At 43.2% G+C, this 26329-nt stretch carries 26 protein-coding genes and 1 pseudogene; 10 read left to right on the top strand and 17 right to left on the bottom strand.

The window, feature by feature from the left end; genetic code table 11:
• The first annotated feature begins 526 nt into the window (after positions 1-526).
• Positions 527-1069 carry a gamma carbonic anhydrase family protein gene (locus HII16_RS16150; protein ID WP_169131794.1) on the top strand — a complete coding sequence of 181 codons (543 nt, stop codon included), beginning with the start codon at positions 527-529 and terminating at the stop codon, positions 1067-1069.
• Positions 1070-1108: 39 nt separating this feature from the next.
• Here the strand turns inward: HII16_RS16150 and HII16_RS16145 are convergent, their stop codons facing one another.
• The 3 genes from HII16_RS16145 to HII16_RS16135 all read right to left on the bottom strand — a co-directional run bounded on the left by HII16_RS16145 (position 1109) and on the right by HII16_RS16135 (position 2971).
• Positions 1109-1330 carry a hypothetical protein gene (locus tag HII16_RS16145; protein WP_169131792.1) on the bottom strand — a complete coding sequence of 74 codons (222 nt, stop codon included), beginning with the start codon at positions 1328-1330 and terminating at the stop codon, positions 1109-1111.
• Entirely contained in the window at positions 1330-2145 is an 816-nt protein-coding gene (gene aroE, locus HII16_RS16140; RefSeq protein WP_169131790.1) for a shikimate dehydrogenase, read from the bottom strand. Before aroE ends, HII16_RS16145 begins: the two co-directional genes overlap by 1 nt.
• Positions 2146-2266: 121 nt before the next feature.
• Positions 2267-2971 carry an OmpW family outer membrane protein gene (locus HII16_RS16135; protein ID WP_169131788.1) on the bottom strand — a complete coding sequence of 235 codons (705 nt, stop codon included), beginning with the start codon at positions 2969-2971 and terminating at the stop codon, positions 2267-2269.
• Positions 2972-3097: 126 nt separating this feature from the next.
• Between HII16_RS16135 and HII16_RS16130 the strand changes: the two genes are divergently transcribed.
• Entirely contained in the window at positions 3098-4243 is a 1146-nt protein-coding gene (locus HII16_RS16130; protein WP_169131786.1) for a DUF3413 domain-containing protein, read from the top strand.
• Between the two features lie 24 nt (positions 4244-4267).
• Positions 4268-4942: pseudogene (locus HII16_RS16125) on the top strand (sulfatase-like hydrolase/transferase); the annotation flags it as partial.
• Positions 4943-5003: 61 nt separating this feature from the next.
• Here the strand turns inward: HII16_RS16125 and HII16_RS16120 are convergent.
• The 4 genes from HII16_RS16120 to HII16_RS16105 all read right to left on the bottom strand — a co-directional run bounded on the left by HII16_RS16120 (position 5004) and on the right by HII16_RS16105 (position 7244).
• The gene (locus tag HII16_RS16120; RefSeq protein ID WP_169131782.1) at positions 5004-5189 is read right to left on the bottom strand and encodes a hypothetical protein; all 186 of its coding nucleotides are present in this window, start codon (positions 5187-5189) and stop codon (positions 5004-5006) included.
• Positions 5173-5637: an outer membrane beta-barrel protein gene (locus HII16_RS16115; RefSeq protein ID WP_169131780.1), complete on the bottom strand. Its 465-nt coding sequence runs from the start codon at positions 5635-5637 to the stop codon at positions 5173-5175. Before HII16_RS16115 ends, HII16_RS16120 begins: the two co-directional genes overlap by 17 nt.
• 120 nt (positions 5638-5757) lie before the next feature.
• Complete coding sequence (hemF, locus tag HII16_RS16110; RefSeq protein WP_211183542.1) at positions 5758-6675, bottom strand: oxygen-dependent coproporphyrinogen oxidase; 918 nt, start codon at positions 6673-6675, stop codon at positions 5758-5760.
• Positions 6672-7244, bottom strand: a complete 573-nt coding sequence (locus HII16_RS16105) for an L-threonylcarbamoyladenylate synthase (RefSeq protein ID WP_135438701.1) — start codon at positions 7242-7244, stop codon at positions 6672-6674. Before HII16_RS16105 ends, hemF begins: the two co-directional genes overlap by 4 nt.
• Positions 7245-7445: 201 nt before the next feature.
• Between HII16_RS16105 and purE the strand changes: the two genes are divergently transcribed.
• Together purE and HII16_RS16095 are read left to right on the top strand one after the other, a co-directional pair.
• On the top strand, positions 7446-7928 hold the full coding sequence (gene purE / locus HII16_RS16100) for a 5-(carboxyamino)imidazole ribonucleotide mutase (protein ID WP_135438700.1): 483 nt from the start codon (positions 7446-7448) through the stop codon (positions 7926-7928).
• Between the two features lie 6 nt (positions 7929-7934).
• Positions 7935-9092 carry a 5-(carboxyamino)imidazole ribonucleotide synthase gene (locus tag HII16_RS16095; protein WP_169131778.1) on the top strand — a complete coding sequence of 386 codons (1158 nt, stop codon included), beginning with the start codon at positions 7935-7937 and terminating at the stop codon, positions 9090-9092.
• Between the two features lie 107 nt (positions 9093-9199).
• On the opposite strand, the gene HII16_RS16090 is transcribed toward HII16_RS16095, so the two are convergent.
• From HII16_RS16090 to HII16_RS16075, 4 genes are all read right to left on the bottom strand, one after another.
• Entirely contained in the window at positions 9200-9757 is a 558-nt protein-coding gene (locus HII16_RS16090) for a topoisomerase DNA-binding C4 zinc finger domain-containing protein (RefSeq protein ID WP_169131776.1), read from the bottom strand.
• An 83-nt stretch (positions 9758-9840) separates the two neighbouring features.
• The gene (locus HII16_RS16085) at positions 9841-10314 is read right to left on the bottom strand and encodes a DUF494 family protein (RefSeq protein WP_169131774.1); all 474 of its coding nucleotides are present in this window, start codon (positions 10312-10314) and stop codon (positions 9841-9843) included.
• A gap of 35 nt (positions 10315-10349) precedes the next feature.
• A complete protein-coding gene (gene dprA, locus HII16_RS16080) occupies positions 10350-11489 on the bottom strand; it encodes a DNA-processing protein DprA (protein WP_169131772.1) in 1140 nt (379 codons plus the stop codon).
• Between the two features lie 147 nt (positions 11490-11636).
• Positions 11637-12734: a LysM domain-containing protein gene (locus HII16_RS16075; protein WP_169131770.1), complete on the bottom strand. Its 1098-nt coding sequence runs from the start codon at positions 12732-12734 to the stop codon at positions 11637-11639.
• Between the two features lie 157 nt (positions 12735-12891).
• Here HII16_RS16075 and def point away from each other — a divergent pair, with 157 nt between their 5' ends.
• From def to trkA, 4 genes are read left to right on the top strand one after another with little or no spacing between them, the layout of a single operon-like run.
• Positions 12892-13404 (top strand): peptide deformylase, encoded by a 513-nt coding sequence (def, locus tag HII16_RS16070; protein WP_169131768.1) that lies wholly within the window; start codon positions 12892-12894, stop codon positions 13402-13404.
• Positions 13405-13431: 27 nt separating this feature from the next.
• Positions 13432-14406 (top strand): methionyl-tRNA formyltransferase, encoded by a 975-nt coding sequence (gene fmt / locus HII16_RS16065; protein ID WP_169131766.1) that lies wholly within the window; start codon positions 13432-13434, stop codon positions 14404-14406.
• The gene (gene rsmB / locus HII16_RS16060) at positions 14399-15691 is read left to right on the top strand and encodes a 16S rRNA (cytosine(967)-C(5))-methyltransferase RsmB (RefSeq protein WP_169131764.1); all 1293 of its coding nucleotides are present in this window, start codon (positions 14399-14401) and stop codon (positions 15689-15691) included. Before fmt ends, rsmB begins: the two co-directional genes overlap by 8 nt.
• Before the next feature lie 35 nt (positions 15692-15726).
• Positions 15727-17109 carry a Trk system potassium transporter TrkA gene (gene trkA / locus HII16_RS16055; protein ID WP_169131762.1) on the top strand — a complete coding sequence of 461 codons (1383 nt, stop codon included), beginning with the start codon at positions 15727-15729 and terminating at the stop codon, positions 17107-17109.
• 72 nt (positions 17110-17181) lie between these two features.
• On the opposite strand, the gene HII16_RS16050 is transcribed toward trkA, so the two are convergent.
• The 4 genes from HII16_RS16050 to HII16_RS16035 all read right to left on the bottom strand — a co-directional run bounded on the left by HII16_RS16050 (position 17182) and on the right by HII16_RS16035 (position 22653).
• The gene (locus HII16_RS16050) at positions 17182-18633 is read right to left on the bottom strand and encodes a TrkH family potassium uptake protein (RefSeq protein ID WP_169131760.1); all 1452 of its coding nucleotides are present in this window, start codon (positions 18631-18633) and stop codon (positions 17182-17184) included.
• A gap of 80 nt (positions 18634-18713) precedes the next feature.
• Entirely contained in the window at positions 18714-19355 is a 642-nt protein-coding gene (locus HII16_RS16045) for a YigZ family protein (RefSeq protein WP_169131758.1), read from the bottom strand.
• A 7-nt stretch (positions 19356-19362) separates the two neighbouring features.
• On the bottom strand, positions 19363-20682 hold the full coding sequence (gene pepQ / locus HII16_RS16040) for a Xaa-Pro dipeptidase (RefSeq protein WP_169131756.1): 1320 nt from the start codon (positions 20680-20682) through the stop codon (positions 19363-19365).
• Positions 20683-20736: 54 nt separating this feature from the next.
• A complete protein-coding gene (locus HII16_RS16035; protein ID WP_169131754.1) occupies positions 20737-22653 on the bottom strand; it encodes a transglycosylase SLT domain-containing protein in 1917 nt (638 codons plus the stop codon).
• Between the two features lie 111 nt (positions 22654-22764).
• On the opposite strand from HII16_RS16035, the gene tusA reads away from it, so the two are divergent.
• Entirely contained in the window at positions 22765-23010 is a 246-nt protein-coding gene (gene tusA, locus HII16_RS16030) for a sulfurtransferase TusA (protein ID WP_135438686.1), read from the top strand.
• A gap of 167 nt (positions 23011-23177) precedes the next feature.
• On the opposite strand, the gene glyS is transcribed toward tusA, so the two are convergent.
• Together glyS and glyQ are read right to left on the bottom strand one after the other, a co-directional pair.
• Positions 23178-25244: a glycine--tRNA ligase subunit beta gene (gene glyS, locus HII16_RS16025; protein WP_169131752.1), complete on the bottom strand. Its 2067-nt coding sequence runs from the start codon at positions 25242-25244 to the stop codon at positions 23178-23180.
• Complete coding sequence (gene glyQ / locus HII16_RS16020) at positions 25245-26168, bottom strand: glycine--tRNA ligase subunit alpha (RefSeq protein ID WP_169131750.1); 924 nt, start codon at positions 26166-26168, stop codon at positions 25245-25247.
• Positions 26169-26329: the final 161 nt, after the last annotated feature.

Below are 26329 nucleotides of genomic sequence, written 5' to 3'. Positions count from 1 at the left end.
ATCTTGTGAGTGCTCACACAAATTGCATGATAACTAATTGTTAAAGAACCGATTCTTGTCGAATCGAGCCAATCAATCGCATTCGTTGTTGGCGTTGCTTTCCGTTGAAAGCGGATGCGCATTCTACGCATCTGAGTTTTGATGTCAACACTTATTTGAAATTTATTTTCAAAAGTTTTGTTGGCCGTTTAGAGAAACAATCGCTTAACTAAACGTATCAAAACACCCCGTTGGCCTTTGCCGTTGAAGTGGATGCGCATTTTAGGGATTTTTCAGATAAGGTCAACAGTTTTTTTGAAATAATTTAAAATTAATGTTTGATCGTCTAGATTCTGTACAGATAGCTGTATTATTGGCTTTATTGTTATTAAAATGCGTGGGTTCAGCTATATTTGATTACATTTATAGGGAATTGTTAGACGGTATATTTTTGCTAACTTTGCAGAATATGGCGGATTGAAAAAGAATCTTTATACTATGCATTTTCTATAATTGGCTAGTATTTAATTTGAAGGGCTTATTTTTAATGGTTAATAAGGTAAGAAGTTATCGAGATATTACCCCAAGTTTGGGTAAAGATGTATATATCGATGAATCAAGTGTGGTCATCGGCGATGTGGTACTTGCTGACGATGTTAGTATTTGGCCCTTGGTTGTAATCCGTGGCGACGTAAATCACATTCGTATCGGTAACAGCAGTAATATTCAAGATGGCAGTGTATTGCATGTCACCCGTAAAAACAGCAACTTCCCTGACGGTTACCCATTACTCATTGGCGAGCAAGTAACAGTGGGTCATAAAGTCATGCTGCATGGCTGTACCTTGGGTAATAGAATACTTGTCGGTATGGGCGCAATTGTTATGGATGGTGCTGTGGTTGAGGATGATGTGATTATCGGCGCGGGTTCTTTGGTTGCACCGAACAAAGTATTGCAGAGTGGCTATTTGTACGTTGGTAATCCAGCCAAACAAAAACGACCATTGACGCAACAAGAAATGCAATTTCTAAAAAGCACCAATGCCAATTATGTCAAACTGAAGAACGAATACCTCGAACAACAAGGTTAGCTTGATAACATTATCAACAAAACGAGCCCAAGCTAATATTTATATTGTCAGCCGGATGATATTGTCTTCATCCGGTTCTTCATCTTCAAGATAGTCTTCAATCAGCTCTTCTAGCTCAAATTTCAATGCATCGGTGATGTCACGTTTAGGAGCTTGTATATATATAGTAATGCGAGCACCACTGAGCATACCGGTAAAACACCAACAATTTTGAGCATCAATATATTGAAAATCATCATTAAACAATATGGCTTGGTTCATTACCCTTCCTTAAACTGCTGACGCAATAAAGCCAAAACAGGTGCGACATCAGGTTTTACACCATGCCATATAGCAAAGCTTTGCGCGGCTTGGCCAACCAACATACCCAAACCATCAATGATCTGCCTAGCCCCTTGTTGTTGGCACCATTTTAGAAAAGCGGTTGGCTCTGCACCATAGACCATGTCATAACATACCGTATCGACAACCGCGCTACTTGCTAAGTCAGGTAATGTTGCTGACAAGCTTGCAGACGTTGCGTTAATGATGACATCAAAGCGCTTAGATTGGGTTTGCGAATAATCAATAGCTGTCAGTTTGTCATGTTGGAAATGATCGACAAGCAGTTGAGCCTTGCTTAAGGTACGATTAACAATAGTCAGGCTATCTGGGTTTTGTGCTAATAGAGGTGAAATGACCCCACGACTTGCGCCACCTGCCCCCATAAGTAATATGCGTGCGCCGCTTAGGGTGACATTGTGAGCAAGCAAGTCATCGACCAAGCCTCGACCATCGGTGTTGTCACCCAAGATGCCGCCATCGGTAAATGATAAAGTATTTACTGCGCCAGCCGCTTGTGCATCAACAGATAACTGATCACACATTTGCATCGCTTGCTCTTTAAATGGTGCCGTCACATTGGCACCTTTGCCGCCATTAGCAATAAAGCTGTTCACGTCAGCGACAAACATCTCGGGTTCACTAAGCTGCTTTTGATAGTCAATGCGCTGGTCACAGGTTAACGCAAATTGTTGATGAATGATGGGTGATTTCGATTGCTCGATAGGATTGCCGAAAACTAAGTATTTGTCCATAACGGCCACAGATTAACTTTAGATGCTTCAAGAGTAATAAATTCAACAGACAAAATAAAGCGGCTATAGGTAAAACCTATAACCGCTTGTTATATATACGTGCTGTCTGTCTAACCTTTGATTAGAACTTGTAACCCAACATTAGTGAGTAAACCATAGGATCTACATCTACTTCGGCAGAACCTTTAATGTCATCACCGATTTTAAAATCTGCGTCAGTGTTGATATCGATATAACGTACAGAAGCATTAACGTGCCACTTGTCGCTTAGCTGATAATCGGCACCAACTTGCACTGCCCAACCAAAAGAAGCATCAAGTTCTAAGTCATTAAAGCCTAGAGATTTTGGCGCAGATTTAAACTCTTCATCAAAGAAAACGGTATAGTTTAAGCCGGCACCAATGTACGGCATAAAATTAGAACCCGTATCAAAATAGTAAATAGCGCTCACGGTCGGTGGCAAGTGAGACACTTCGCCCAGTGTAGTGCCATCAACATTAACGCCAAACAATCCTTCAGAAATACCTTCTGGATCGTGAATATTTACGTCATGCTTAAATGGTGTTGCGGCTAGCACTTCAACCGCCCAATTGCTTGAGAAGAAATATACAAAGTTTAAACCCAGCTGTGTATTGTCATCCACAGACACGGATAGAGGCGTGTCACCACCAAGTGCTGGTACATTAACACCGGCTTTACCACTATCCGGGTCCACCATAGTGGCACCACCACGAATAACAAAATCACCTGCCTGATATGACGCTGCTGTCGCTACTGAGCTTAAAAATAATGACGCAAGAGCTAAACTAATTACTTTCTTTTTCATGGCCTTTGCCTTTTATATACTGTAAAAAACTGTCGCAAAGTGTAACTATGTCTAATCTTTTATTTTTTGATTTAAAACAAATTTTGTTAGATCATTAACAAAAAGTTTAACTTTAGATGGAATTTTATGAGTTTAGCAGACAAAAATGCGGTTGCTAGCTGGTTGAACCGTTACCTTTTATGTAATTTTGTATTGGTATTGTTAATTTCATTACGATACCTGAGTCCGAATCCCTGGCCGCAGGACCTGTTGTCTTGGTTGTTTTTATTAAGCTACGGTGTCGCCCAATTAGGCTTTCTTACGCTACTACTTACGGCTTGTTTGCATCTACTAAACAAGTTAATCGGCTCAGCAATAATCATTCGCACCCTCGCCATTATTACCGTATCGCTGGGTTTATCCTTGCTACTCGCCGATACCTTTGTTTATCAGCAATATCGCTTCCATTTCAATGCCATAGTCTTTGAACTTCTAGTGGAGGGTGGCACAGAAATCTTTAGCTTTAGTTGGCAACTATGGACCATGATAGTGCTTATTATTGTCGCCTTTTTTGCCGCACAATGGGGATTATCAGAGGCATTATGGCGTAAGTTTAACGACAAGCCATTAGCACTAACGCCTTATGTAAAGTATTGGGCGCTGTTTATGTTGGTAGGTCATGGTATACACACCTGGGCCGATGCCATGTTTAAGAAAGAAATTACCTCGCAAGCACGCTACCTGCCATTGTCTTATCCATTAACCGCAAAAAGCTTTATGGCCAAATTTGGGGTGATGAACATTGAAGCGCAAAAGCAACAGGCGCTGTTAAAACAAAAGAAAGTTAAATCATCAATCAACTACCCACTACAACCAATGCAGTGCCAAACGCCAGAGAACACGCCGAATATTTTATTAATCGTACTCGATTCTTGGCGAGCAGATATGATGGATGCCGACATGACACCGAATATGTTCGCGTTAGGTGAACAAAGCAAAGTGTTTAGCGCCCACCATAGTGGCTCTAATAATACCCGGCATGGCATGTTTTCATTGTTTTATGGTATTCCTGGACACTATTGGCAACCGGTATTAGATCTGCAAAAGCCACCGGTGTTGATGCAAGAGCTGAAAAAACAAGATTATGAATTCGGTATCTTTGCCAGCGCTAAACTTACCAGTCCGGAATTTGATCAAACCTTATTCGCCAATGTTGATAATCTGCGTACCCATTCTACCGGCGACAAGCCTTATCAACGCGACATAGATATCACTGAAGACTTTATTGATTAGCACAGTAAACGTGACAGCAACAAGCCTTATTTTAGCTATATGCTTTACGATGCAGCACATGGCTTTTCGATTCCTAAAGATTTCCCTCGTAAATATCAGCCATCGCTGGATGATATCAATTATATGGCATTGAACGATGACTATGATGCCAAACCGTTTTTAAACCTATATAAGAATGCCATTCACTTTATCGATATAGAATTAGGTAAAGTATTGGCACAAATTGAAGAGCAGCTAGACAACACTATCGTTATTATCACCGGTGATCACGGTAAAGAATTTAACGAGAGTAAAAAAGGTTACTGGGGTCACAACAGTAACTATTCCGACTATCAAACTCGGGTACCGCTGCTGATTCACTGGCCTCAACGCCAGCAAGAGATGTATGACGGCGTAACCAGTCATTACGATATCGCACCGACCTTACTTACCGACGCGTTAGGTTGCACTAACGACAGTAAAGACTATAGCTCTGGTCAATCATTATTCAGCAAAACCGAACAGCCATGGTTGTTACTTGGCCGTGACGGTAATTATGCCATTAAAGAAAATGGTCGTATTAATGAAATGGATCGTTACGGCAACTTCACCATCTTTGATGCAACAACCTATCAAGAAATACCCAAAGGCAAAATTAACATGCAAGTGGTACTCGATGCGATGGAAGAATTAAGACGCTTTAACGCCAAAAAGAAATAAAGGCACTGAACGCAAAAGCCGGTTTTTTAACCGGCTTTTGGTTGGCTAAACGGGTGCAGTGTTAAAAATTATAACGCACGCTCAATGCAAAGCGATCGCCATCATCATTTTCTTCCAATGATGCACCAATACTTAAATTATTTTTCAGGTGAAAAAAGCCTTGAATGCCGGTGACATCTTTATCGACGTGAACATTGGGAGAAATATGAGTCCATTGATTTGATGCTGTATTAGAAATACCAATCAAATGCTAGGTCCCGGTAGGTATAATAAAATCGCACTTCAATGTATTTGCTAAACAGACTACGCAGGCCAATGGATGCTTGCATGCCATCAGCAGAATCAGAGAAGCTGGATTTCTCATATTTCACATCAATCAGACCTAAGGTGCCATAAAACACATTGTCTTCAAACAATTCGTAATAATAACCAAAGTTTAATTGATTCTGCTGGTATTCCGTGGCACTAGTTTCTTGTTTAAATTTATCAAACTCAGCCGTTTCGTATTGACCAGAAATAAATACATTGCTCATAAAGCTATAGGACGCCTCAATGGCGACGCCGTCCATATCGAGCTCAGAATACTCTGATTCTCCAGCAACATATTCGAGCTGCACATAATCCCAACTGACTGGGCTGGCGTTTACAATATTAATAGCGGCTAAACACAATGATATGGCGACAACAAAACGCATAAAAATCCTTTTACGGATAAAAACAATACAAACATTAGCTGTCTTTACAACCTAAAAAAGGCTGATAATACAATAACATTATCAGCCTCTCATAAAAATATATAGCGTTATTTCAAATGGTTAAGTCTTGTCCAACCAATCTTGTGGCTTAAGGTAGCGCTTGTATAACAAGGCTTCGCTGCTGCCTTGCTCAGGGGTGAAATTATATTGCCAACGCGCAAGCGGTGGCATCGACATTAAAATTGATTCGGTGCGACCACCGGATTGCAAACCAAATAACGTACCACGGTCAAAAACCAAGTTGAACTCGACATAACGACCACGGCGATACAGTTGAAATTGACGTTCGGCCTCGCCGTATTCAGTGTCTTTGCGTTTATTGATAATCGGCACATAGGCATCAATAAAGCCTTCGCCAACGGCTTTGATGTAATTAAAACAGGTGTCAAAATCCCAGCAATTAAGGTCATCAAAAAATAAGCCACCGACACCGCGAGTTTCATTGCGATGCTTAAGAAAGAAATACTCATCGCACCATTGTTTGTGCTCATCGTAAACCTTGTCACCAAACGGTGCACATATATCGGCGGCGGTTTGATGCCAATGCACAACATCTTCTTCAAATGGATAAAATGGTGTTAAATCAAAACCACCACCAAACCACCAAACTGGCTCCTCCCCTTCTTTTTCCGCCACAAAGAAACGCACGTTAGCATGTGACGTGGGAATGTAAGGATTGTTTGGATGAATGACTAACGACACCCCGCAGGCTTTCCATGTACGTCCAGCCAATTCAGGACGATGGGCAGTAGCAGATGGCGGTAATTTATTACCACTGACTAAGGAAAAGTTAACCCCGCCTTGTTCAATCACTGTGCCATTGGTCAAGACGCGGGTACGACCACCGCCGCCTTCTTCTCGTTGCCAGCTGTCTTCCATAAACTTACCACGACCATCGGCGTGTTCTAATGCGTCACAAATTTTGTCTTGCAGTGATTGCAAATAGGTTATGACTGTGTCGATGTTTACTTGACTCATGTTCTTAATACTTCTCCGCTCAGAGCATCTATGATGGTGGAAGGCTTATCGAAGCCTAAGGTGTCACCCTTGATAATAAAATCCAATTGCGCACCAAGGTTTTGTTCTGCTTGCTGCCAAGTGGTTGCCGGTTGCTGACCACTTATATTGCAACTGGTTGATACAATTGGCTTTCCTGTCGCTTTACATAGAGCAACAACATCTTTTTGACTGGTTACTCGAACCGCTATAGTGTCAAATTTGCCACTTAAATGCTTACTAATATTGGCATTGGCAGGCATAACTTGGGTGATGCCGTCTGGCCAACGAGACAACACACTAAAACGCTTATGTTGCGGGATTTTAGCGTCATCTACATAAGGTAACAATTGTGAATAATTAGCCGCCAATAATATTAAGCCTTTTTCAATAGGACGTTGCTTTAACGCCAATAAGCGTTCAATCGCTTGATTATTGTCAGGATCACAGCCAAGACCAAATACCGCTTCGGTTGGGTAAGCTATGATGCCTCCTTCATTAAACGCGTCTACAGCATTTTCAAACATTGGATGTTCGCTGTTATTATTCATATTGATTCGTGAAAAAAGCCATAAAAATGCGCACATTATAGCCCCTTTATGGCCTTACCGCATCAGGATGTTGACGACGATTTTCGCCGCAGGTCGAACCATCTGCAAAAAAACGGGTCAATATTTGGGTATTTGCGCAAACAGGGTTATAATGCGCGCTTTATTTTTCAGCCCTTTACGACAACAAAAAGGTGTAATGCGATGACTGTGGGAATCATCATGGGGTCAAAATCAGATTGGCCAACAATGCAACATGCGGCAGAGATGCTCGACTTGTTAAACGTACCTTATGAAACAAAAGTAGTTTCTGCACACAGAACACCACACTTGCTAGCGGAATATTCTGAATCAGCAAAAGATCGTGGTATCAAAGTGATCATCGCAGGCGCTGGTGGCGCAGCTCACCTACCTGGTATGGCTGCGGCATTTACCAGCTTGCCTGTACTTGGTGTGCCAGTGCAATCAAAAGCACTAAGTGGTCAAGACTCGTTGCTATCTATTGTGCAAATGCCAAAAGGTATCGCTGTGGGCACGTTAGCCATTGGTACCGCAGGTGCTGCAAACGCAGGTTTGCTGGCTGCACAAATTCTTGGCACACATGATGAAAGCATCATGGCCAACATTGAAGCGTTCCGCAAAAAGCAAACGCAAACCATTTTGGATAATCCAAACCCGGCAGAATAAAATACGATGAACAAGGTATTGGTACTAGGCGCTGGCCAACTGGCGCGCATGATGGATTTAGCCGGTACGCCGCTAAACCTCGATGTAAAAGCTTTTGATGTGCGCAGCAATAAAGTTGTTCACCCACTAGCCAACGAGCATACGTATGGCGATCTGCAGACAGGCATTGATAACTGTGATGTGATCACTGCGGAGTTTGAACACATCGCCCACGACGTATTGGCAGTATGTGAAGCGTCTGGCAAGCTTTTACCAAGCAGTGACGCGATTAAAATTGGTGGCGACCGCCGCCTAGAAAAAGCCTTACTTGAATCTTGTCAGGTGGCCAATGCCAAACACAAAATCATCGACAGCCGTGCCGATTTTGACGCAGCTATTGCAGACTTGCAACTGCCAATCATTTTCAAAAGTGCCTTAGAAGGCTATGACGGCAAAGGCCAATGGCGCCTAAAGAGCATGGACCAAGCTGCGGCTATTTGGGCTGATATGCAAGACTTTGTCGAGCAGGCTAACACCTCAGTGCCACAAGGTATCATCGCGGAACAAATGGTACCTTTTGAGCGTGAAGTATCTATTGTTGGTGCGCGCAGTCGCAATGGCGAAATCGCTGTATACCCGATCACGGAAAACCATCATACCAATGGTGTGCTTAGTGTTTCTTTGGCAGTAGCGAGCACCAATGCACTGCAAGAACAAGCATTAGAGGTGTTTACCAAGCTGACTGAAAAGCTGGACTACGTTGGTGTATTAGCGATCGAATTCTTCCAAGTTGGCGAGCAATTGCTGGTCAATGAAATCGCTCCTCGAGTGCACAATTCTGGCCACTGGACCCAACAAGGTAGTGATTGCTGTCAATTTGAAAATCATTTGCGCGCGACGTTAGGTTTGCCACTTGGTAATACTGAGCTTATTCGCCCAACAGCGATGATCAATATTCTTGGTGAAGATTCGGTACCAGAGCAGGTATTGAGCATTCCAGGTGTTGCCATGCATTGGTATAACAAAAGTAAGCGTGCGGGTCGCAAGATGGGTCACATCAATGTATGTGCCAACAGCGAACAACAACTTGCCGAGAAACTGCAGCTATTAGCAAGCATACTTGAGCCAAACGCGTTTGAAGATTTGCAAGACTTTGCCGATCGTTTCCAAGCCCGATTAGGCTAATCGTTATTTAGATAACGTCAGTACAGAAAGATTAAAGGGGCGAGTAAACTACTCAGCCCCTTTTTTATATCTGTCTTTATTTTTAATCTGGTTAGTTATAACAAACGCTAGCTCTGGAAGTGGCTACACTTTTTATCTGCGCATTGTAGCTTTTCGCCAGCCGCCATATTGCGTTTAAGCAATAAGCCATAACCACACTTTTGACAATTGCCTGCCACCGGCTCGTGATTAACCGCAAACTTACATTTTGGATAGCCATCACAAGCGTAAAAAGTTTTACCGTAACGATTATGTTTTTCAGCCAAATGGCCTTTACTGCATTGAGGACACTTCACATCGGCAAACACTTCACTTTGTTCATGCTCAATATGGTGACATTGAGGAAAATTGGTACAGCCGATAAACATACCAAAACGGCCTTGCTTTACCGCCAACTCACTACCGCATTCAGGACATTCGGTACCTGGTAACAGCTGTTGTTCAAATTTTTCTTGCTCAACCAGCGGGCGAGAATAGGTACAAGTAGGGTAATTAACGCAACCAAGAAACGCACCGGCTTTGGAATTTTTGATCTGTAACTCGCTGCCACATTGCGGGCAGACCTCGTACTCTTTTTCCAAAGCATGTTCGTGCTGACTAAATAAAGGTTTACTGTCTTTGCTCATAATAACTGACCATGGGCGTTAAGGGCGGCCATTATCGCAAACGACAGTGCAAAACTTAAGCGCTTTCGCAAAACCTTGAAGATTTAGTGCAATGGCCCTTCGCATTCATCAAATATCAAATCTTCCATTTGCGAATAAGCAGATTCTTTGCCCGGTACATTAAACAGCACCATAAGCACGACCCACTTAAGATCGTCAATATTGAAATCTTTGGTATCTAATTCCATTACCCGGTCGATAACCATTTCCCGTGTAGTGAAATCTAGGACATTAATGTGTTCAAGGAACATCAAAAAACCACGACTCTCAACGTCAAGGAAACGATTTTCTTCAGGTGTGTAAATACGTACCGAGACACCTGGACGGCGGGTCAAATATGGGTATGCATCGGTATTTTGCAGCGCGGCTAGTTTTTCTAACCAAGATAAAGCTTTGTAGATCTCATCCTGATGGAATCCGGCACGAGTTAATTCGTCGGTAAGGATGTCATGATCCACCATAACTTCAGCTTCACTGTGGATATAGTTTTCAAAAAGATACATGAGAATATCGAACATAACTATTTCCCCTCTAAGTGAATTGCGTAATAAGGTTAAACCCTATGTTGCAATTTGATGTAGCCACCTGGTACCGCGGTTACCAGACCTCTTAGCTCTAGCGTCATCAATCGAGTTAATACTTCCTCTATGGGAAGCTTACTTCGAGAAGCTATTATGTCCACGGTTGTAACAGCTTCATAATCCACACTACGCAACAATGGATCGAGAAACAAGTCCTGTGAACACTTTTTTTGTAATTTTTTGAGGCCTGTTTTTGCCAATAATTGTTGCTCTATATTGATACGACCGGGGAGCGGCTTTAGATCTAACACGTCGACGATATCGGCACTGTTATCGACTAACAGTGCGCCTTGTTTGAGTAAGTAATGACAACCTTGTGTTTGCGGATTACTGATCGCGCCCGGCATAGCAAACACCTCTCTGTTTTGCTCTAGCGCCAGGCGCGCTGAGATTAATGAGCCACTCTTTAAAGTCGCTTCAATGACGAACACACCAAGGCTCATACCGGTGACAATGCGGTTACGACGCGGAAACGCACCAGCAAAGGGTTTGCTACCCGGCAGGCATTCACTGATGATGGTTCCTTGTTGGTCGAGTATACGCTTGGCTAGCGCCCGGTGTCGTGTCGGATACACACTATCTAGACCAGTTGCCACCACAGCTAAGGTATAACCGTTGGCATCCAATGCGCCGCAATGAGCAGCAGCATCGATACCTATCGCCAGACCTGACGTAATCACACAATAACGGCTTAATTCGGCAGCAAACTGATGACAATGATTACGTGCGCCGAGCGTGGCACTTCGTGAGCCAACCATAGCCAATTGCGGCAGGTTTAATAACTTTATATTGCCTTGTACAAACAACACAATTGGTGCATTTTCGATGTGTTTAAGCTGTTGCGGATAACGCTTATCCAGATAACCAATTATGCTCATTCGATGTTTGACAGCTAACTCGATAATCTGCTCAATGCGTTCTATAGCTGGGTATAGCATGGCTTGGCGTTGTGTGTAGCTAAAGCCCATGCTACTCAGGGCGCTAGCGTCCAACTGCAGTAGTCCATCCAATCCAAATTGGCGCAGTAATTTAATTTTTATGTTATTGGCAAGACGCGGTACGAGGCGCAAGCGCAGATACGACACGAGCGTGGTGTGAGCAGAAGTCATCATTCATATCCTTTGAAATCATAGATCTGTTAGTTTTATATTGTCTTTCATATAAAACAAAAGTCGAAACACAACCAAAAAGAGCGCTAATTCCATTAGCGCTCTTTTTAGTTTAGTTAAAAATCGATGTTTCGGAAACTGCCTTGGCAGTTAAGGTGCATTCACCGTGTCATCGATTCGTACCGACTTAGACGTACCCAAAACAATGGCATAGCTGGTGTTATCAAGCACTTTGAATACCATTAAATGACCAATACGCTCTTTTGGCATTTCAACACGACGATCGCTGTCATTTGGTCGGGTTAATCGATACCAGCTTGATGCATCTTCTTCGTAAATCGGACCATCTTTGGTTTCGATAACGTCAGGGCTTTGTCGATTAATGGCATATACATCACCCATTTCGATGTTTTCGTTAGCGCCCTTGTTTAATAGCACCACTTCAAACTTACCGAATTCGCGCACCATATTGCGAGAACGAATCATACGGGCATCGATATCTTTACCTTCTGCTGCCTGCATCGCATAAAATGCTGGATACAATTGCCCCTCGTTGACCGGCACTATGATGGCACCAGCTCGAATTTCCTGATTTGATGATTGCAAATATAAGGTCGATGGCTTTTTCTCTTCCAGACTGCCTTTACGGACGCCTTCGGCGGTACCAATCAAAATCGCATGATAACCTAACGGCTTACCGCTTTCAGGATCGATAACCTGCTCGCCTTTTTTGTAAATGGCGTAGTGTTGCTCTGTTGCAACCTCACCTTTTACATACAATAAAGCACCTTCCATATTGGATTTGTATTTTTCATCACCGCCCAGTACATATGGCGCTTTATCAAAGTCTTCGCCAGTCATTACAGCTGCGTAATCTAGATAAGGCGCAACCACTTCAAATGGTAAATAGGTTACCGGGTTTTGCTCTTTTAAGGTTTTACGAATCTTTGGTGACCATTTTAAAGTTGGCTTGCCTTTAACCAACATCGGGTTGCCATCGGCATCAAACACCAAGCGCAACTCATCTCCAGGATAAATTAAATGTGGGTTAACGATTTCTGGATTCATGCGCCACAGCTTAGGCCACAGCCATGGTTCACTGAGGTACATCGCAGAGATATCCCAAAGGGTATCCCCCTTCTTTACTACGTAGTTTTTCGGTGCATCGTCTTTTATTTGCAACTCGTCAGCAAGGGCGAGTAGCGAGGTAAACAGACAAACAATGGTTATTAGTATTTTTTTCATCATGCTGTCGGATCCGTTTCGAGCAATTTGTCGTTAGAGTTATTGTAACGTTAATATTCGCGAGAGTAACGATAAAGCCCTATTATTCATAGAGAATAATGGCTAAAATTAGTACCAACATACCATTGTATCGAAATTATCGCTAATTTTTTAAAAATATATGACAGTTTTAAATGTATTACGCTTCCCTGATGAGCGTCTAAGAACCATAGCAGAACCGGTTGCAGAAGTAACTGACGAAACTCGCCAAATTATCGACGATATGTTCGAAACCATGTACGCCGAAAACGGCGTAGGTTTGGCGGCAACCCAAGTAGATATTCACCAACGTATTGTTGTGATTGATGTCAGTGAAGATAAATCAGAGCCTATTGTTTTGATTAATCCACAAATCACTGAACACAGTGGCGATATTATGATCAATGAAGAAGGTTGCTTATCGGTACCCGGTAGCTACGCAAAAGTTGAGCGCAATACTGAAGTAACCGTTAACGCCATCAATAAAGATGGCGAAGCATTCGAGCTTGATGCATCAGAACTGTTGGCTATTTGTATTCAGCACGAACTGGATCATTTGAAAGGTGTGCTGTTTATTGATTACCTGTCGCCGTTAAAACGCCAGCGTATCAAAGCAAAGCTAGAAAAAGCAGCTCGTCTGGAAAATCGCGCCTAATTCAATCGACATTCTGAGGGTAACTCTTTGTCTAAACCACTGAATATTATCTTTGCCGGTACGCCGGATTTCGCTGCCAAACATCTACAGGCACTAATCGACTCACAACATAATGTGGTCGCCGTGTATTGTCCGCCGGATAAACCTGCTGGCCGCGGTAAAAAATTAACCGCTTGTGCGGTTAAACAATTGGCACAGCAACACCATATTCGCATAGAACAACCACTAAACTTTAAACAACAAGACGATCAACAACAATTAGCTAGCTATAACGCTGACGTTATGGTCGTTGTTGCCTATGGTTTGTTGTTACCGAAAGTCATCCTTGATGCACCGCGATTGGGTTGTGTCAACGTTCATGGCTCATTGTTGCCGCGTTGGCGCGGTGCGGCACCGATTCAACGTTCGTTAGAAATGGGCGATGCCGAAACCGGTGTGACAATAATGCAAATGGATATTGGTTTAGATACTGGTGACATGCTATTAAAAGCCAGTTGCCCTATTACCAGTGCCGATACCAGTGCCAGTTTATATGAAAAATTAGCCGAATTAGGGCCAAAAGCCTTACTTGATGTGATGGCGCAAATGGCGGAAGGCACACATCATGCGCAGCCACAAGATAACAGTTTGGCCAACTACGCAGCAAAGCTCACTAAAGAAGAGGCCATAATCGACTGGTCATTACCAGCGGCGGTATTGGACAAAAAGATTCGCGCTTATCAACCGTGGCCGTTTGCGCAGTTTGTCTACAGCGATGGTAAAAACCAGCATCGCATTAAAGTGTGGCAAGCAACACCTGTTACCAATCAATCAAACGCTACCGCAGGCACCATAATAGAGGTTAACAAACAGGGTATTCGTGTCGCTACAGGTGACGGCGAGTTGCAATTAACCAGCTTACAATTACCCGGCAAAAAAGCCATGCAAGTTGCCGACATCTTAAATGGGCGTGGTGACTGGTTTGTTAGCGGTCAACCAATCACAGGACGCGCCGATGTCTAAAAATTTGCGCGCACTGGCAGCAAAGTGTGTCTATGCCGTTGTCGATAAAGGTCGAAGTTTAAGTGATGAATTGCCTAAGCAACAAGGCTTGGTCGAGTCGCCTAAAGACAAAGGCTTATTGCAAGAGCTATGTTATGGCGTGTTACGTTATTTACCAGAGCTTGAACACCATGTGCGCCGATTTGTTGATAAACCATTAAAAGGCAAGCAACGAGTGGGTCACTTTCTCCTGTTGGTTGGTATTTATCAAATCAAATATACCCGTATTCCGGATCACGCCGCTGTAGCAGAAACTGTTGCAGCCACAGGCCCTTTGAAAAGTCGTCATTTAAAAGGCATGGTCAATGCGGTATTGCGCTCTTATCAACGTCAACCTGACAGCGATGACACGTTGCCCGATGCTGTACGTTATAACCACCCTTCTTGGTTTTTGAAAAAAATTCAACAAGGCTATCCGCAAGACTGGCAACAAATTGTCACGGCAAACCTGCAGCGACCATCTATGTGGCTGCGGGTTAACCGACAAAAAACCACAGTAGCAGATTACAAAACGCTATTGGCGGCAGCAGAAATTGGTGTCGCTAGCGAAGATCCAGATAGCCATGGTCTGTTATTAAGCCAAGCGGTTGATGTCACTCGTCTGCCACATTTTCATGACGGTTGGGTCTCAGTACAAGATGGCGCTGCACAAATGGCTGCGATATTACTTTCCGCAGAAAGCGGCGATAAAGTACTTGATTGCTGCGCCGCACCGGGTGGCAAGACCTGTCATATATTAGAGCGTAGCGCGGAAATTGACGTTACCGCTATCGACATAGAAGCAGAACGTTTAACCCGCGTTAAAGAAAACCTGCAACGTTTAGGATTAACAGCCAAGGTGTTATGTGGCGATGCCGCCGATACCAGCGATTGGTTCGACGGTGAAATGTTTGACAAAATTTTAATTGATGCGCCTTGTTCAGGAACCGGTGTTATACGTAAAAACCCTGATATTAAATGGTTGCGTCGAGCATCCGATATAGACGCTCTGGTTGTGCTACAAAGACAAATACTTGATGCCATATGGGCTATCCTTAAGCCTGGCGGCATCATGGTTTATGCTACATGTTCCATTCTTCCTGAAGAAAATAAAGAACAAATACAAAGATTTGTTAAAGAAAACCAAGATGCGACTTTGCTTAACCTAACTCGTGCCAATGCAAGCCAAGATTGGCAAATATTGCCTGGAAACGAGTCAATGGACGGCTTTTATTATGCGAAACTACAAAAAAGTGCTAACGTTTAGCAAGCAGTGCAAATAACAATAAAAAATAACGGAAAATGAAGATAATCATTTTAGGTGCCGGTCAAGTTGGCGGCACCCTGGCAGAAAACCTGGTTGGTGAGAACAACGATATCACCTTAGTTGATGTTGACTCAGAAAAACTCAGAGAACTGCAAGACAAGATGGATTTACAGGTTGTTACTGGTCACGGTAGCCATCCTGATATCCTTGAAAAAGCCGGCGCCGAAGATGCGGATATGGTCATTGCGGTGACCAGTGACGACGCCACCAATATGCTGGCTTGCCAAATTGCCTTCTCGATTTTTAGTACCCCAGTAAAAATTGCCCGTATCCGTTCAGAGCATATTCTTAAATATAAAAAACGTTTATTTCATAATCAGGATATACCTGTCGATCACATTATCGCACCAGAACAATTGGTGACCCGTGATATAGCTCGTCTTATCGATTACCCCGGTGCATTGCAAGTACGAGAATTTGCTAGCGCTAAAGTATCTCTGGTTGGTATTCGTGCTTATTATGGTGGCCTATTAGTCGGTCATGCCCTATCGACGTTACGTGATCATATTCCTAATATTGATACCCGTGTGGCGGCAATTTATCGTAAAGGCAAGCCAATTCGACCATTGGGTACCACGGTTATCGAGGCCGACGATGAGGTTTTCTTTATTGCTGCGACTCGACATATTCGTGCGGTGATGAACGAACTACAAAAATTAGAACCTGCATATAAACGCATTATGATTGCCGGCGGTGGTCATATTGGTGCTGGTCTTGCGAGAATTCTCGAAAAAAAACATCAGGTAAAACTTATTGAACGCAACCCACAACGAGCAGAGTATTTATCAAACGAGCTTGATAATGCGTTAGTGTTTAATGGTGACTCATCCGATCGTGAACTGCTGATTGAAGAGCACATAGATCAAATCGATGTGTTTATTGCCGTTACCAATGATGATGAAGCCAATATTATGTCCTCCATGGTGGCTAAAGGCTGTGGCGCACGCAAAACCATCGCCTTAATCCAACGTAATGCCTATCACGACATTATCCATGACAACATTCTTGATATCGATATTGCGGTATCACCACAACAAGCCACCATATCGGCACTGCTAACCCATGTACGTAAAGGTGGTGTCGTTAACGCTTATAGCTTACGCCGTGGTGCCGCTGAGTCGGTTGAAATCGTTGCCCATGGGGACGAGCAATCGTCAAAAGTTATAGGTCGGGAAATTCAAGATATTAAGTTACCACCTGGTGCAACCATAGGTTCGATTGTGCGTGGCGAAGAAGTACTTATTGCCCACTCGACCACGGTGATTCAGGCCGATGATCACGTCATCCTATTCTTAGTCGATAAGAAATATATCAGTCATATCGAAAAGCTGTTCTCAGTTTCAGCGATTTTCTTCTAAATATAAAAAAGGCGGTATCAACCGCCTTTTTCATGTCCATTGTTTATTCATTCTGCTATATAGCCAAATGGATTAATTACGCCAGAACGATGGCATGAATAACACCAAAAGGGTAAATATTTCCAAACGACCAAATAGCATGGCAATGATCAGCACCCATTTACTAAAGTCATTGACTGAAGAAAAGTTCGCCGCCACTTCACCTAAACCTGGGCCCAAGTTATTTAAACAGGCTGCAACCGCGGTAAAGGCAGTCATTTCATCGATGCCTGACGCCATGATCAACACCATACAAATAATGAAGATCACCGCATACGCCGCAAAGAAGCCCCAAATTGCATCAACGACTTTGTCCGGTAATGCTTTGCGGCCAAGTTTTATGGTGATGATCGCTTTCGGGTGAATCAGACGGCTCAATTCACGAATACCTTGTAGGTATAGCAAAATGATACGCATCACTTTCATGCCGCCCCCGGTTGAACCGGCACAACCACCAATAAAGCTGGAAAAAATAAGTAATATCGGCAACATCGCTGGCCAGGCAGAAAAATCGGTGGTCGCGAATCCTGCGGTAGTGCTTATCGACACCGCTTGGAATAACGCATCATCAAATGCCTCTTCAAAATTTGCCGTCACACCATAGGCCAACAAGCTAAAGAAGCATACGAGCGTTAATACCATTTGAATCGACATAAACGCTTTAAATTCAGGATCGTAAAAATAAGAGCGAATGCTTTTGCTGTTCCAGGCGGTAAAGTGCAAGGCAAAGTTAACACCAGCAATCAGTAAGAACACCACACAAATCACATTGATCAATGGGCTGTCAAAATATCCCATCGATGCATCGTGAGTCGAAAAGCCACCAATCGCTATCGTCGAGAACGAATGTGAAATGGCATCAAATGGCGTCATTCCTGCTGCCCAATAACTTAATGCACAAGCGATGGTTAACGATAAATAGATATACCACAGATGTTTTGCCGTATCGGCAATACGTGGCGTCATTTTAGAGTCTTTAACTGGACCAGGCGTTTCGGCACGATACAACTGCATACCACCAACACCTAGCATAGGTAATACGGCAACGGCTAATACGATGATACCCATACCACCTAGCCATTGCAGTTGCTGACGATACCAAAGTACTGCATGAGGTAATCCCTCTATTTTAGTCAGTATGGTTGCGCCGGTTGTGGTAAGACCTGAAAACGATTCGAAGAAGGCATCGGTAACCGATAAGTTCGGTTGTTCGGTTAGCATTAACGGCACAGAAGAGAAGCTGGCCAGTACGGTCCAGAACAAGACGACGATTAAAAAGCCTTCGCGGGCTCTTAGGTCACCTTTTTCACTACGGTTGGGATACCAACCGAGAAAACCGGCGCCAACACACAATAGAAATGAGGTAATAAATGCAACACCACCACCATCGCCGTAGATCAAAGAGATCAGTGCCGGCGGTAACATGGTAAAGCTGAGGATCATAACCAGAATGCCGATGATCCGGATAATATTACGGTATTGCATTAATTTATCAGGGTTTATTTTTATTCTAGGTATAGCATAACCTGAATCATTAGGCCTTAGCTATCTAAATTATTTTCAGTTTAGAGCAAAGGCTTATTGGGAATCACCCGTCCAGCGGTGATCTCAACAATGCGCTGACAACAAGCATCAATGGCTGAAATGGGGATAGCGACGCTAAGGGAAATATTAACACCATAGTCTTTGCTAAGGATCTCACCGTCAAAAGCAATTAAGACATGCTCGATGTCTTTTAACTGACCATAATCGCATTGCAATGTCACCGTATCACTAGGGATAACCAACTCGGTTGCTAATACATTAATGGCTTGTCTAACCGCGTTTGCATAGGCCCGTTGCATGCCACCGGTACCTAACTTGGTGCCACCAAAGTAACGAGTAACAACGGCGCAGATTTCACCAATATCACTGCCTTGTAGCACCGCTAACATGGGTTTTCCGGCGCAACCTGTTGGCTCACCATCGTCACTAAAGCCATAGGCGGTACTTATTTCAGGTCGACTGTGCATAAACGCATAACAGTTATGTGAGGCATCTGGAAATTGCTGGCGCTTACTGTCGATAAACGCTTTCGCACTTTCGGCGCTGTTACAACGCGCAATAGCACAAATAAAACGACTGCGCAGAACCTCGGTCTCAAACACCAAAGGTTCTGCAGGTACCAAATACGGCGTCGCTTTAGCCGTTATGTTGGTTTCGCTCATATTGTGTTTAAGCTAAACCAAGATCACGCGTCATGTTTTCAATACCATCGTCATGAACGATAACATTGTCTTCGATACGAATGCCGCCAAACGGTTTTAAGGTGGCGATTTTATCCCAGTTTATCTGGCTGGCATGCTTGGATTGTTGCAAGCCTTGCAAAAACTCATTAATAAAATAAAGGCCAGGCTCGATAGTAAACACTTGCTTACTCTCAATACCACGAGTAGTACGTAAGAATGGATGTGCCTCGGGTGCACTGACTAAGTCACCTTGCTCGTTGGCCATAAAACCACCCATATCATGCACTTGTAACCCCAGGTGATGACCAAGGCCATGTGGGTAAAATGCGCGAGTTACACCTTCAGCAACCATGGCTTCGCTATCCATGCGAACAATATCAAACTGCTTTAATACCTTGGCTAACTGATAGTGATTTGCAATGTGCAAATCGACGTAGCTGCTACCAGGTTTAAGTGCTGATACTAAGTTTTGCTGCATCATATCAACAGCCTGTATTAATTCAGCGAATTCATTTTGTTGCTTGGCATAAGTACGAGTGATATCCGCGGCGTAACCGTTAAAGCTGGCTCCGGCATCTATTAAGAAAGACAAGTGCTCGGCTGGTGCCTGTTTTTCCAAAACGGTGTAATGCAAAATCGCCGCGTTTTCATTCAAGGCAATGATATTGCCATAAGGCATTTCATTTTCGCCCTGATCTGTCGCCGTTAAATAGGCAAGTTGAATCTCAAACTCAGAGGCATTGGCCATAAACGCTTGTTTGGCAGCATTATGACCTTTAACAGCGATTTTATTGGCCTGACGCAAGCATGCTAAATCGTAGTCGGTTTTATAGGCTCGATGATAGTGGAAGTAATTAATGACTGCATCAGGGTTTTGTGTTGCAAAGCCATAATCATTAGCAACCTCGCCATGGGCACCAATATAGGCGGTTCGGCTTTTATCTGCCGGCAAGATATCAATCACTTGATCAGGTTTGGCAATAAGTTTGATATCAAAGAAATCAGTCCAATAGCTGTCTTCCAGCTTCGTTACCTTGTGCCAAAAGTCTGTCGGTTGATAAAAAGCCAACACCGGCTTATCTTGACCATTGACGATTAACCAACAATTAGCGGTGTCCGTTATTGGCAACCACGCTTTGAAATGTGGGTTGGTTTTGAATGGATAATACATATCATCCATAAATACACCCAAGGTTTTACCCGCGTGAATACACAAAGAATCTAAACCTTGGCGTTGCAGAATCGTCGCGGTACGGCGTTGCAATTCTTCAATATGCGCCGCAAAGTGTTGTTGCAGTTCAGTCATAACAATTGTCTTGTCTTGTAAATTTGCCAGCGATAATAGCACATCAAGCTGGCGCTAGTGAATTTGCCTGTCAAGAATATCAACAAACGGCGAACGCTCCTGCCCCAGCTTTTGCATATATATTTCGGTAAACGCCATAACACTTTTTACGTAATTACGAGTCTCTTTATAAGGTATGGTTTCGATCCATTTCTCCATGGTCATGTTGGGTGCTTTTTTCAACCAACGATTCACCTTACCTGGGCCAGCATTATAAGCGGCAGTGGCGAGAACAATATTGTTATCAAATTTATCGAGCAGATATTTAAGATACTTAAAACCAATATCGACATTGGTTTCTGCTTGTAACAGTTGCGAACGTTTTAATGATTTATTGCCGGTTAAGTAACGTGCCGTACCTGGCAGTACTTGCATTAACCCTAACGCACCTGCTGACGAGGTGGCATCGCTCATAAAGATACTCTCTTTACGGGCAATCGCATAAGCCCAAGCGAGGCTGATTTGATGTTTAGCGGATTTATCGCCAAACAACTCAGACATCGGCATTGGAAAACGAACATCAAGATCGTTTAGGCCAACATTATTGGTCAGAGTAAAAATGGCTCGGTCGTACCAGCCCTGTTCAAATGCCATTTTTGCCGCCATAGAGCGTTGCTCTTCGGTTAGCTGGCGCATCCAGTAACTCCACTCACGGCGAGCATCACCTAAACGCTTAAGATGGTACAACTCCATCGCTCTTAAACCCGCATCGGACTGTTTTAGCTCGGCAATATTATCCCCGGACATAGTAATAGGCTTATGATTTAAAACACTTTTATCACCAACATGGGCGGCTGCTAAGAAGCCATAGAAACTGCGTGCTTTAGCCAATTCATTGTAGATGCTTTGCGCCTTGTCGGTATTACCGAGCAAGTCATAACTGCGTGCTTGCCAATACATCCACTGCCTGTCTTTTTGCTGATCACCGGTTAGGGTTTGTAGTTCAGTTAATACCCCTTGGTAATCCTTATTTTCTATAAATTTGGCGACCTTGTATTGAATGGCACTGTCTTGCACATACTGGCGCTGTAAGTTTTCATACCAACTTATGGCAATAGGATCATCAGAACGAGCGATTGCCGGTACAAGGGAAGTAAGAACTTGCTCGCGATGTAATGGCGTTAACCTACCTTGGGCATCGATTTTTTCATACACAGATAAGGCCAGCATCTCATCTTTAAATGCTAAGCGCTTAATACCATAAACGATCACTTGAGTTTCTTGTTTGCTAAATTGGTTAAACTTATCAAGGTTTGCGACCTTTGCAGGGGTTGTACGAATATCTCGCCACAACGTCCATAGGTATTGTTCGCTGTCTGGTAACTGCTTACCTAAATACTTCACTAATATGTGACTGCGTTTTTTGTTGGCAAGCAGAATACGTTGCCAAATAAGTTCGTTACTGCGATAACCTGCTTTGGTCCATTCGGCCAGTAACGGGTCACAACTTTTAGGCAACGATTTGCCCGTCAGCCATATTGCTGTCACCTCGCTCAGCACATCGTCTTTATTAGCGCCAAGTTCGAGTCGATAATTATGGTAATGGCAAGTTAGGTCTTTATTACTGGTTGGCTGATAGTAATCGACAAAAAGCTGTTTCTTATCGGAACGAATTAATTGTTTAAGCCAAGCTTTACGTAACGGCCAATCGACCGGTGTACCTTGATATGTTGCTAAGAATTCACTGATTGGCTGTTTATTACGAACGGTCATATTGCGTTGCAATTGATCCAATTGGAAATACGGTAATAACGGGTAATCCTGCAGCTCTGCAACTTTACTGCGATAGGCATCAGATTTTACATTCCACTTTTTTGCCGAGGCTTGCAAATATACGTCGCGCTGGTCTTCGATAGGGGTGGTCTTTTTCGCTGATGCTGAAAAAACAAAAGACAATGAAACTAAAACGGTAATGGGCTTGATTAACGACATAAATAAACGGCTTCCCAGGTTACAAGGCTATTTTTTGCGCAACACCTTTCATTTTAATCAGGGATCATTAAAATAACTGCTGTTGTTACAATCTTATTAAGTTATTACTCGATGTCAGACACTATATTTGAACAGGCTGATCATACCTTGGATGCTATTGGCCTAAGATGTCCAGAACCGGTGATGATGGTACGAATGAATATTCGTAAAATCAATGTCGGCGAAACTTTGTTAATCCTTGCTGATGACCCATCAACAACAAGAGATATCCCAAGTTTCTGTGAATTTATGGAGCACGACTTAGTGGCCAAGGATACGGCTAATAATACTTATAAATACCTTATTAGAAAGCGCTAAGCAACGCATTTCGTCGCAATTTTGCCAAGGCTGTTTTGACCGCTATCTAGTAGATAGACCATGCGAATTTAGCAATGTTCAAGGTAATGAATAAGTTAGTCGAATTTAAAGTTCAAAACATAAAAAAAAGCGGCTTTTAAGCCGCTTTTTTTTATGGGTAAAATAATTTACTGCAGAACCGATATATCGGCAACATTAAAGAAACTGTTACGGATTTGATTCAATAAGGTCAAACGGTTGGTTTTTACTTTTTCATCATCCGCCATCACCATCACGTTATCAAAGAACTCATCAATAACGCCTCTAAGGCCAGCTAATTTAGTTAATGCCTGCTGATAGTCACGATTAGCAAATAACGGCTGCAATTCACCCTGCAAGGCTGCAAAGGTCTCGGCTAGGGCAATCTCTTGTGGTTCCGTTGCCAAGGCGTTATCAAACTCGTTGTACAGCTCACCATCGAATTTAGCCAATATATTACCGACACGTTTATTGGCCGCAGCCAACGCTTGTGCTTGCTCAAGTTCACGGAAATAACTAACCGCTTTAACACGCTGATCAAAGTCTAGTGGCGCTGTTGGTGTTTTCGCTAATACCGCTTGAATAACATCTACTTTAATACCCTGCTCTTGATAATAGGCACGGAAGCGCCCCATGATGAAATCAATCACATCAGCAGCGGTATTGTCATTAGTCAGCTTATCGCCGTATGAATCAATGCTTACGTTGATTAAATCAGCAATATCTAATGGCAATAGCTTTTCGATAATAATACGAATTAAACCTATCGCTGCGCGACGCAATGCAAACGGGTCTTTATCGCCTTTAGGTGGCTGATTAATACCAAAGATACCGACTAAGCTATCAACTTTATCAGCAATCGCGACAGCGGCGCCTACGTTAGCTTCAGGCAAACTGTCACCAGCAAAACGCGGACGATACTGATCTTCAAGAGCTTGCGCTACGTCAGCAGGCTCACCATCGTGCTGAGCGTAGTATTTACCCATAGTACCTTGTACTTGTGGGAACTCGAGTACCATTTCACTCATTAAGTCTGTTTTACTTAATAGGCCGGCGCGATAGGCGTTATCGGCATTTTCCGATAGGCTTTCGGCAACAAATTTAGCTAAAGTGGCTATACGCTCTGACTTGTCTTTCAATGTACCAAGTTGTTTTTGGAACAATACAGTCGACAAGCTTTGTAAACGCGATTCTAAGCTGTGCTTTTTATCGGTTTTAAAGAAGAATTCCGCATCGGCTAAACGTGGACGAATAACCTTTTCATTACCATGAATCACTTGTTCAGGTTGTTTTGACTCAATGTTGGTAACAAAGATAAATTTGTTTAGTAGCGCACCATTGCTGTCTTCAACAGGGAAGTACTTTTGGTGATCTTTCATTGAGTAAATTAGCGGTTCCGCAGGAACTTGTAAGAAGTCTTCATCAAAGCTACCAACCAAAATTGATGGCCATTCATTAATAGATGCGACTTCGTCAACCAACTCATCGTCTAATAATGCTTTACCGTTTAGCTCAGTAGCTGCGGCATTAACATCATCAACAATTTGACTACGACGAGTTTCGTAGTCGGCGATAACGTATGCAGATTTTAACGCTTGTTCATAGTTATTTGCGTGATCAAGTGTGACCATACCTTCAAAATGAAAGCGGTGACCCAGTAACTGGTTGTCAGAGGCTACACCTAGAATGTTGCCTGAGATAACATCAGCGCCAAACATCATGGTAATGGTGTGTACTGGACGGATAAATTGAATACGACTGCTACCCCAACGCATTGGTTTTGGAATAGGTAGCTTATTGACAGCGGTGCTAACCATACCTTCAAGCAATTCAGCAATCGACTTACCCTGCTGGGTTGCTTTGTGCAATAGCCACTCACCTTTATCGGTAACCAAACGTTCGGCTTGTTCAACGGTAATACCGTTTGAACGTGCCCAACCTTGAGCAGCTTTAGTGGCATTGCCGTCGGCGTCAAAGGCAACATTAACCGCAGGGCCGCGTTTTTCAACAACCTTGTCTTGCTGTTGTTGTTCAAGCTCGGTCACTTGCACAGCAAGTCGGCGTGGCGTCGCAAACCATTTCGCTTCAACATAGCCAAGACCTGCGCTTTGCAATTGTTCAGTAATAGAATCGAAAAATGCCTGTGCTAAACCCTTTAGCGCTTTTGGTGGTAATTCTTCGGTACCTAATTCAACTAATAATGTATCTTTGCTCATTTACTTCTCCTCGCCTTGTTGCTCTGTTTGCTTACAAAGCGGGAATCCTAGTTCTTCTCGTGCTGCGTAATATGCTTGTGCACAGGCTTTTGCCAAGGTGCGCACGCGCAAAATATAGCGTTGACGTTCTGTCACAGAGATCGCATGACGTGCATCTAATAAGTTAAAAGCATGTGAGGCTTTCATCACTTGCTCATAGGCTGGTAATGGCAAACCAAGTTCAATCAATTTTTGGCTTTCTTGCTCACACACGTCAAATTGATTAAATAGTGCATCAACGTTTGCGTGTTCAAAGTTATAGGTCGATTGCTCTACTTCGTTCTGGTGAAACACATCACGATAGTAAATTTTGCCCATAGGGCCATCAGTCCAAACTAGGTCATAAATGCTGTCGACGTTTTGAATGTACATCGCCAAGCGCTCTAAACCATAGGTAATTTCACCGGTTACTGGCGCGCACTCGAGTCCACCAACTTGTTGAAAATAAGTAAACTGGGTAATTTCCATGCCGTTCAGCCAGATTTCCCAACCTAAACCCCAAGCACCTAAAGTCGGTGATTCCCAGTTGTCTTCAACAAAACGGACATCATGAACAAGGGTATCTATACCTAATTGCTTTAAAGAATTGAGGTACAATTCCTGAATATTTTTTGGCGATGGTTTTAATACAACCTGGAACTGATAATAGTGCTGCAAGCGATTTGGGTTTTCACCATAGCGACCATCGGTAGGACGGCGGCATGGTTGCACATAAGCACTGCTCATTGGCTCAGGACCAATAGAACGTAAAAAGGTCATTGGATGAAAGGTACCAGCCCCTACTTCCAAGTCGAGTGGCTGAACAATAACACAGCCCTGTTTGGCCCAATAATCCTGTAATTGCAGAATCAGACCCTGAAATGTTTTGATATCGTATGTGCTCATGAATACCAGTATTAGTTTAATTGACAGAAATGGCGCTAATTATAGCGATTGTTTACTAAATCGACTAGCGGTAATTACAATTAAGTAAAGGATTTAGCAGGTGATTTTGCTGATTAATAATAGCACTCGTGACGATTACTTGTTGTCACCTGCACTGCGCA

It is taken from the genome of Thalassotalea sp. Y01 (genome assembly GCF_012932945.1).
Taxonomy (GTDB): Bacteria; Pseudomonadota; Gammaproteobacteria; order Enterobacterales; family Alteromonadaceae; genus Thalassotalea_A.
The sequence above is the reverse complement of the archived record's forward strand: the minus strand, read 5'-3'. Positions and strand labels throughout refer to the sequence as shown.

Bases quoted from the DNA above. Each gene is read 5' to 3' on its own strand.
- HII16_RS16150 (WP_169131794.1), top strand. From the start codon at position 527: ATGGTTAATAAGGTAAGAAGTTATCGAGATATTACCCCAAGTTTGGGT.
- HII16_RS16075 (WP_169131770.1), bottom strand. From the start codon at position 12,734: ATGATGAAAAAAATACTAATAACCATTGTTTGTCTGTTTACCTCGCTA.
- dprA (WP_169131772.1), bottom strand. From the start codon at position 11,489: ATGATGACTTCTGCTCACACCACGCTCGTGTCGTATCTGCGCTTGCGC.
- HII16_RS16105 (WP_135438701.1), bottom strand. From the start codon at position 7,244: ATGAATAATAACAGCGAACATCCAATGTTTGAAAATGCTGTAGACGCG.
- hemF (WP_211183542.1), bottom strand. From the start codon at position 6,675: ATGAGTCAAGTAAACATCGACACAGTCATAACCTATTTGCAATCACTG.
- def (WP_169131768.1), top strand. From the start codon at position 12,892: ATGACAGTTTTAAATGTATTACGCTTCCCTGATGAGCGTCTAAGAACC.
- aroE (WP_169131790.1), bottom strand. From the start codon at position 2,145: ATGGACAAATACTTAGTTTTCGGCAATCCTATCGAGCAATCGAAATCA.
- HII16_RS16085 (WP_169131774.1), bottom strand. From the start codon at position 10,314: ATGTTCGATATTCTCATGTATCTTTTTGAAAACTATATCCACAGTGAA.
- rsmB (WP_169131764.1), top strand. From the start codon at position 14,399: ATGTCTAAAAATTTGCGCGCACTGGCAGCAAAGTGTGTCTATGCCGTT.
- trkA (WP_169131762.1), top strand. From the start codon at position 15,727: ATGAAGATAATCATTTTAGGTGCCGGTCAAGTTGGCGGCACCCTGGCA.
- HII16_RS16095 (WP_169131778.1), top strand. From the start codon at position 7,935: ATGAACAAGGTATTGGTACTAGGCGCTGGCCAACTGGCGCGCATGATG.
- HII16_RS16090 (WP_169131776.1), bottom strand. From the start codon at position 9,757: ATGAGCAAAGACAGTAAACCTTTATTTAGTCAGCACGAACATGCTTTG.
- HII16_RS16115 (WP_169131780.1), bottom strand. From the start codon at position 5,637: ATGCGTTTTGTTGTCGCCATATCATTGTGTTTAGCCGCTATTAATATT.
- HII16_RS16050 (WP_169131760.1), bottom strand. From the start codon at position 18,633: ATGCAATACCGTAATATTATCCGGATCATCGGCATTCTGGTTATGATC.
- HII16_RS16130 (WP_169131786.1), top strand. From the start codon at position 3,098: ATGAGTTTAGCAGACAAAAATGCGGTTGCTAGCTGGTTGAACCGTTAC.
- tusA (WP_135438686.1), top strand. From the start codon at position 22,765: ATGTCAGACACTATATTTGAACAGGCTGATCATACCTTGGATGCTATT.
- pepQ (WP_169131756.1), bottom strand. From the start codon at position 20,682: ATGACTGAACTGCAACAACACTTTGCGGCGCATATTGAAGAATTGCAA.
- glyQ (WP_169131750.1), bottom strand. From the start codon at position 26,168: ATGAGCACATACGATATCAAAACATTTCAGGGTCTGATTCTGCAATTA.
- HII16_RS16135 (WP_169131788.1), bottom strand. From the start codon at position 2,971: ATGAAAAAGAAAGTAATTAGTTTAGCTCTTGCGTCATTATTTTTAAGC.
- HII16_RS16035 (WP_169131754.1), bottom strand. From the start codon at position 22,653: ATGTCGTTAATCAAGCCCATTACCGTTTTAGTTTCATTGTCTTTTGTT.
- HII16_RS16045 (WP_169131758.1), bottom strand. From the start codon at position 19,355: ATGAGCGAAACCAACATAACGGCTAAAGCGACGCCGTATTTGGTACCT.
- glyS (WP_169131752.1), bottom strand. From the start codon at position 25,244: ATGAGCAAAGATACATTATTAGTTGAATTAGGTACCGAAGAATTACCA.
- purE (WP_135438700.1), top strand. From the start codon at position 7,446: ATGACTGTGGGAATCATCATGGGGTCAAAATCAGATTGGCCAACAATG.
- HII16_RS16145 (WP_169131792.1), bottom strand. From the start codon at position 1,330: ATGAACCAAGCCATATTGTTTAATGATGATTTTCAATATATTGATGCT.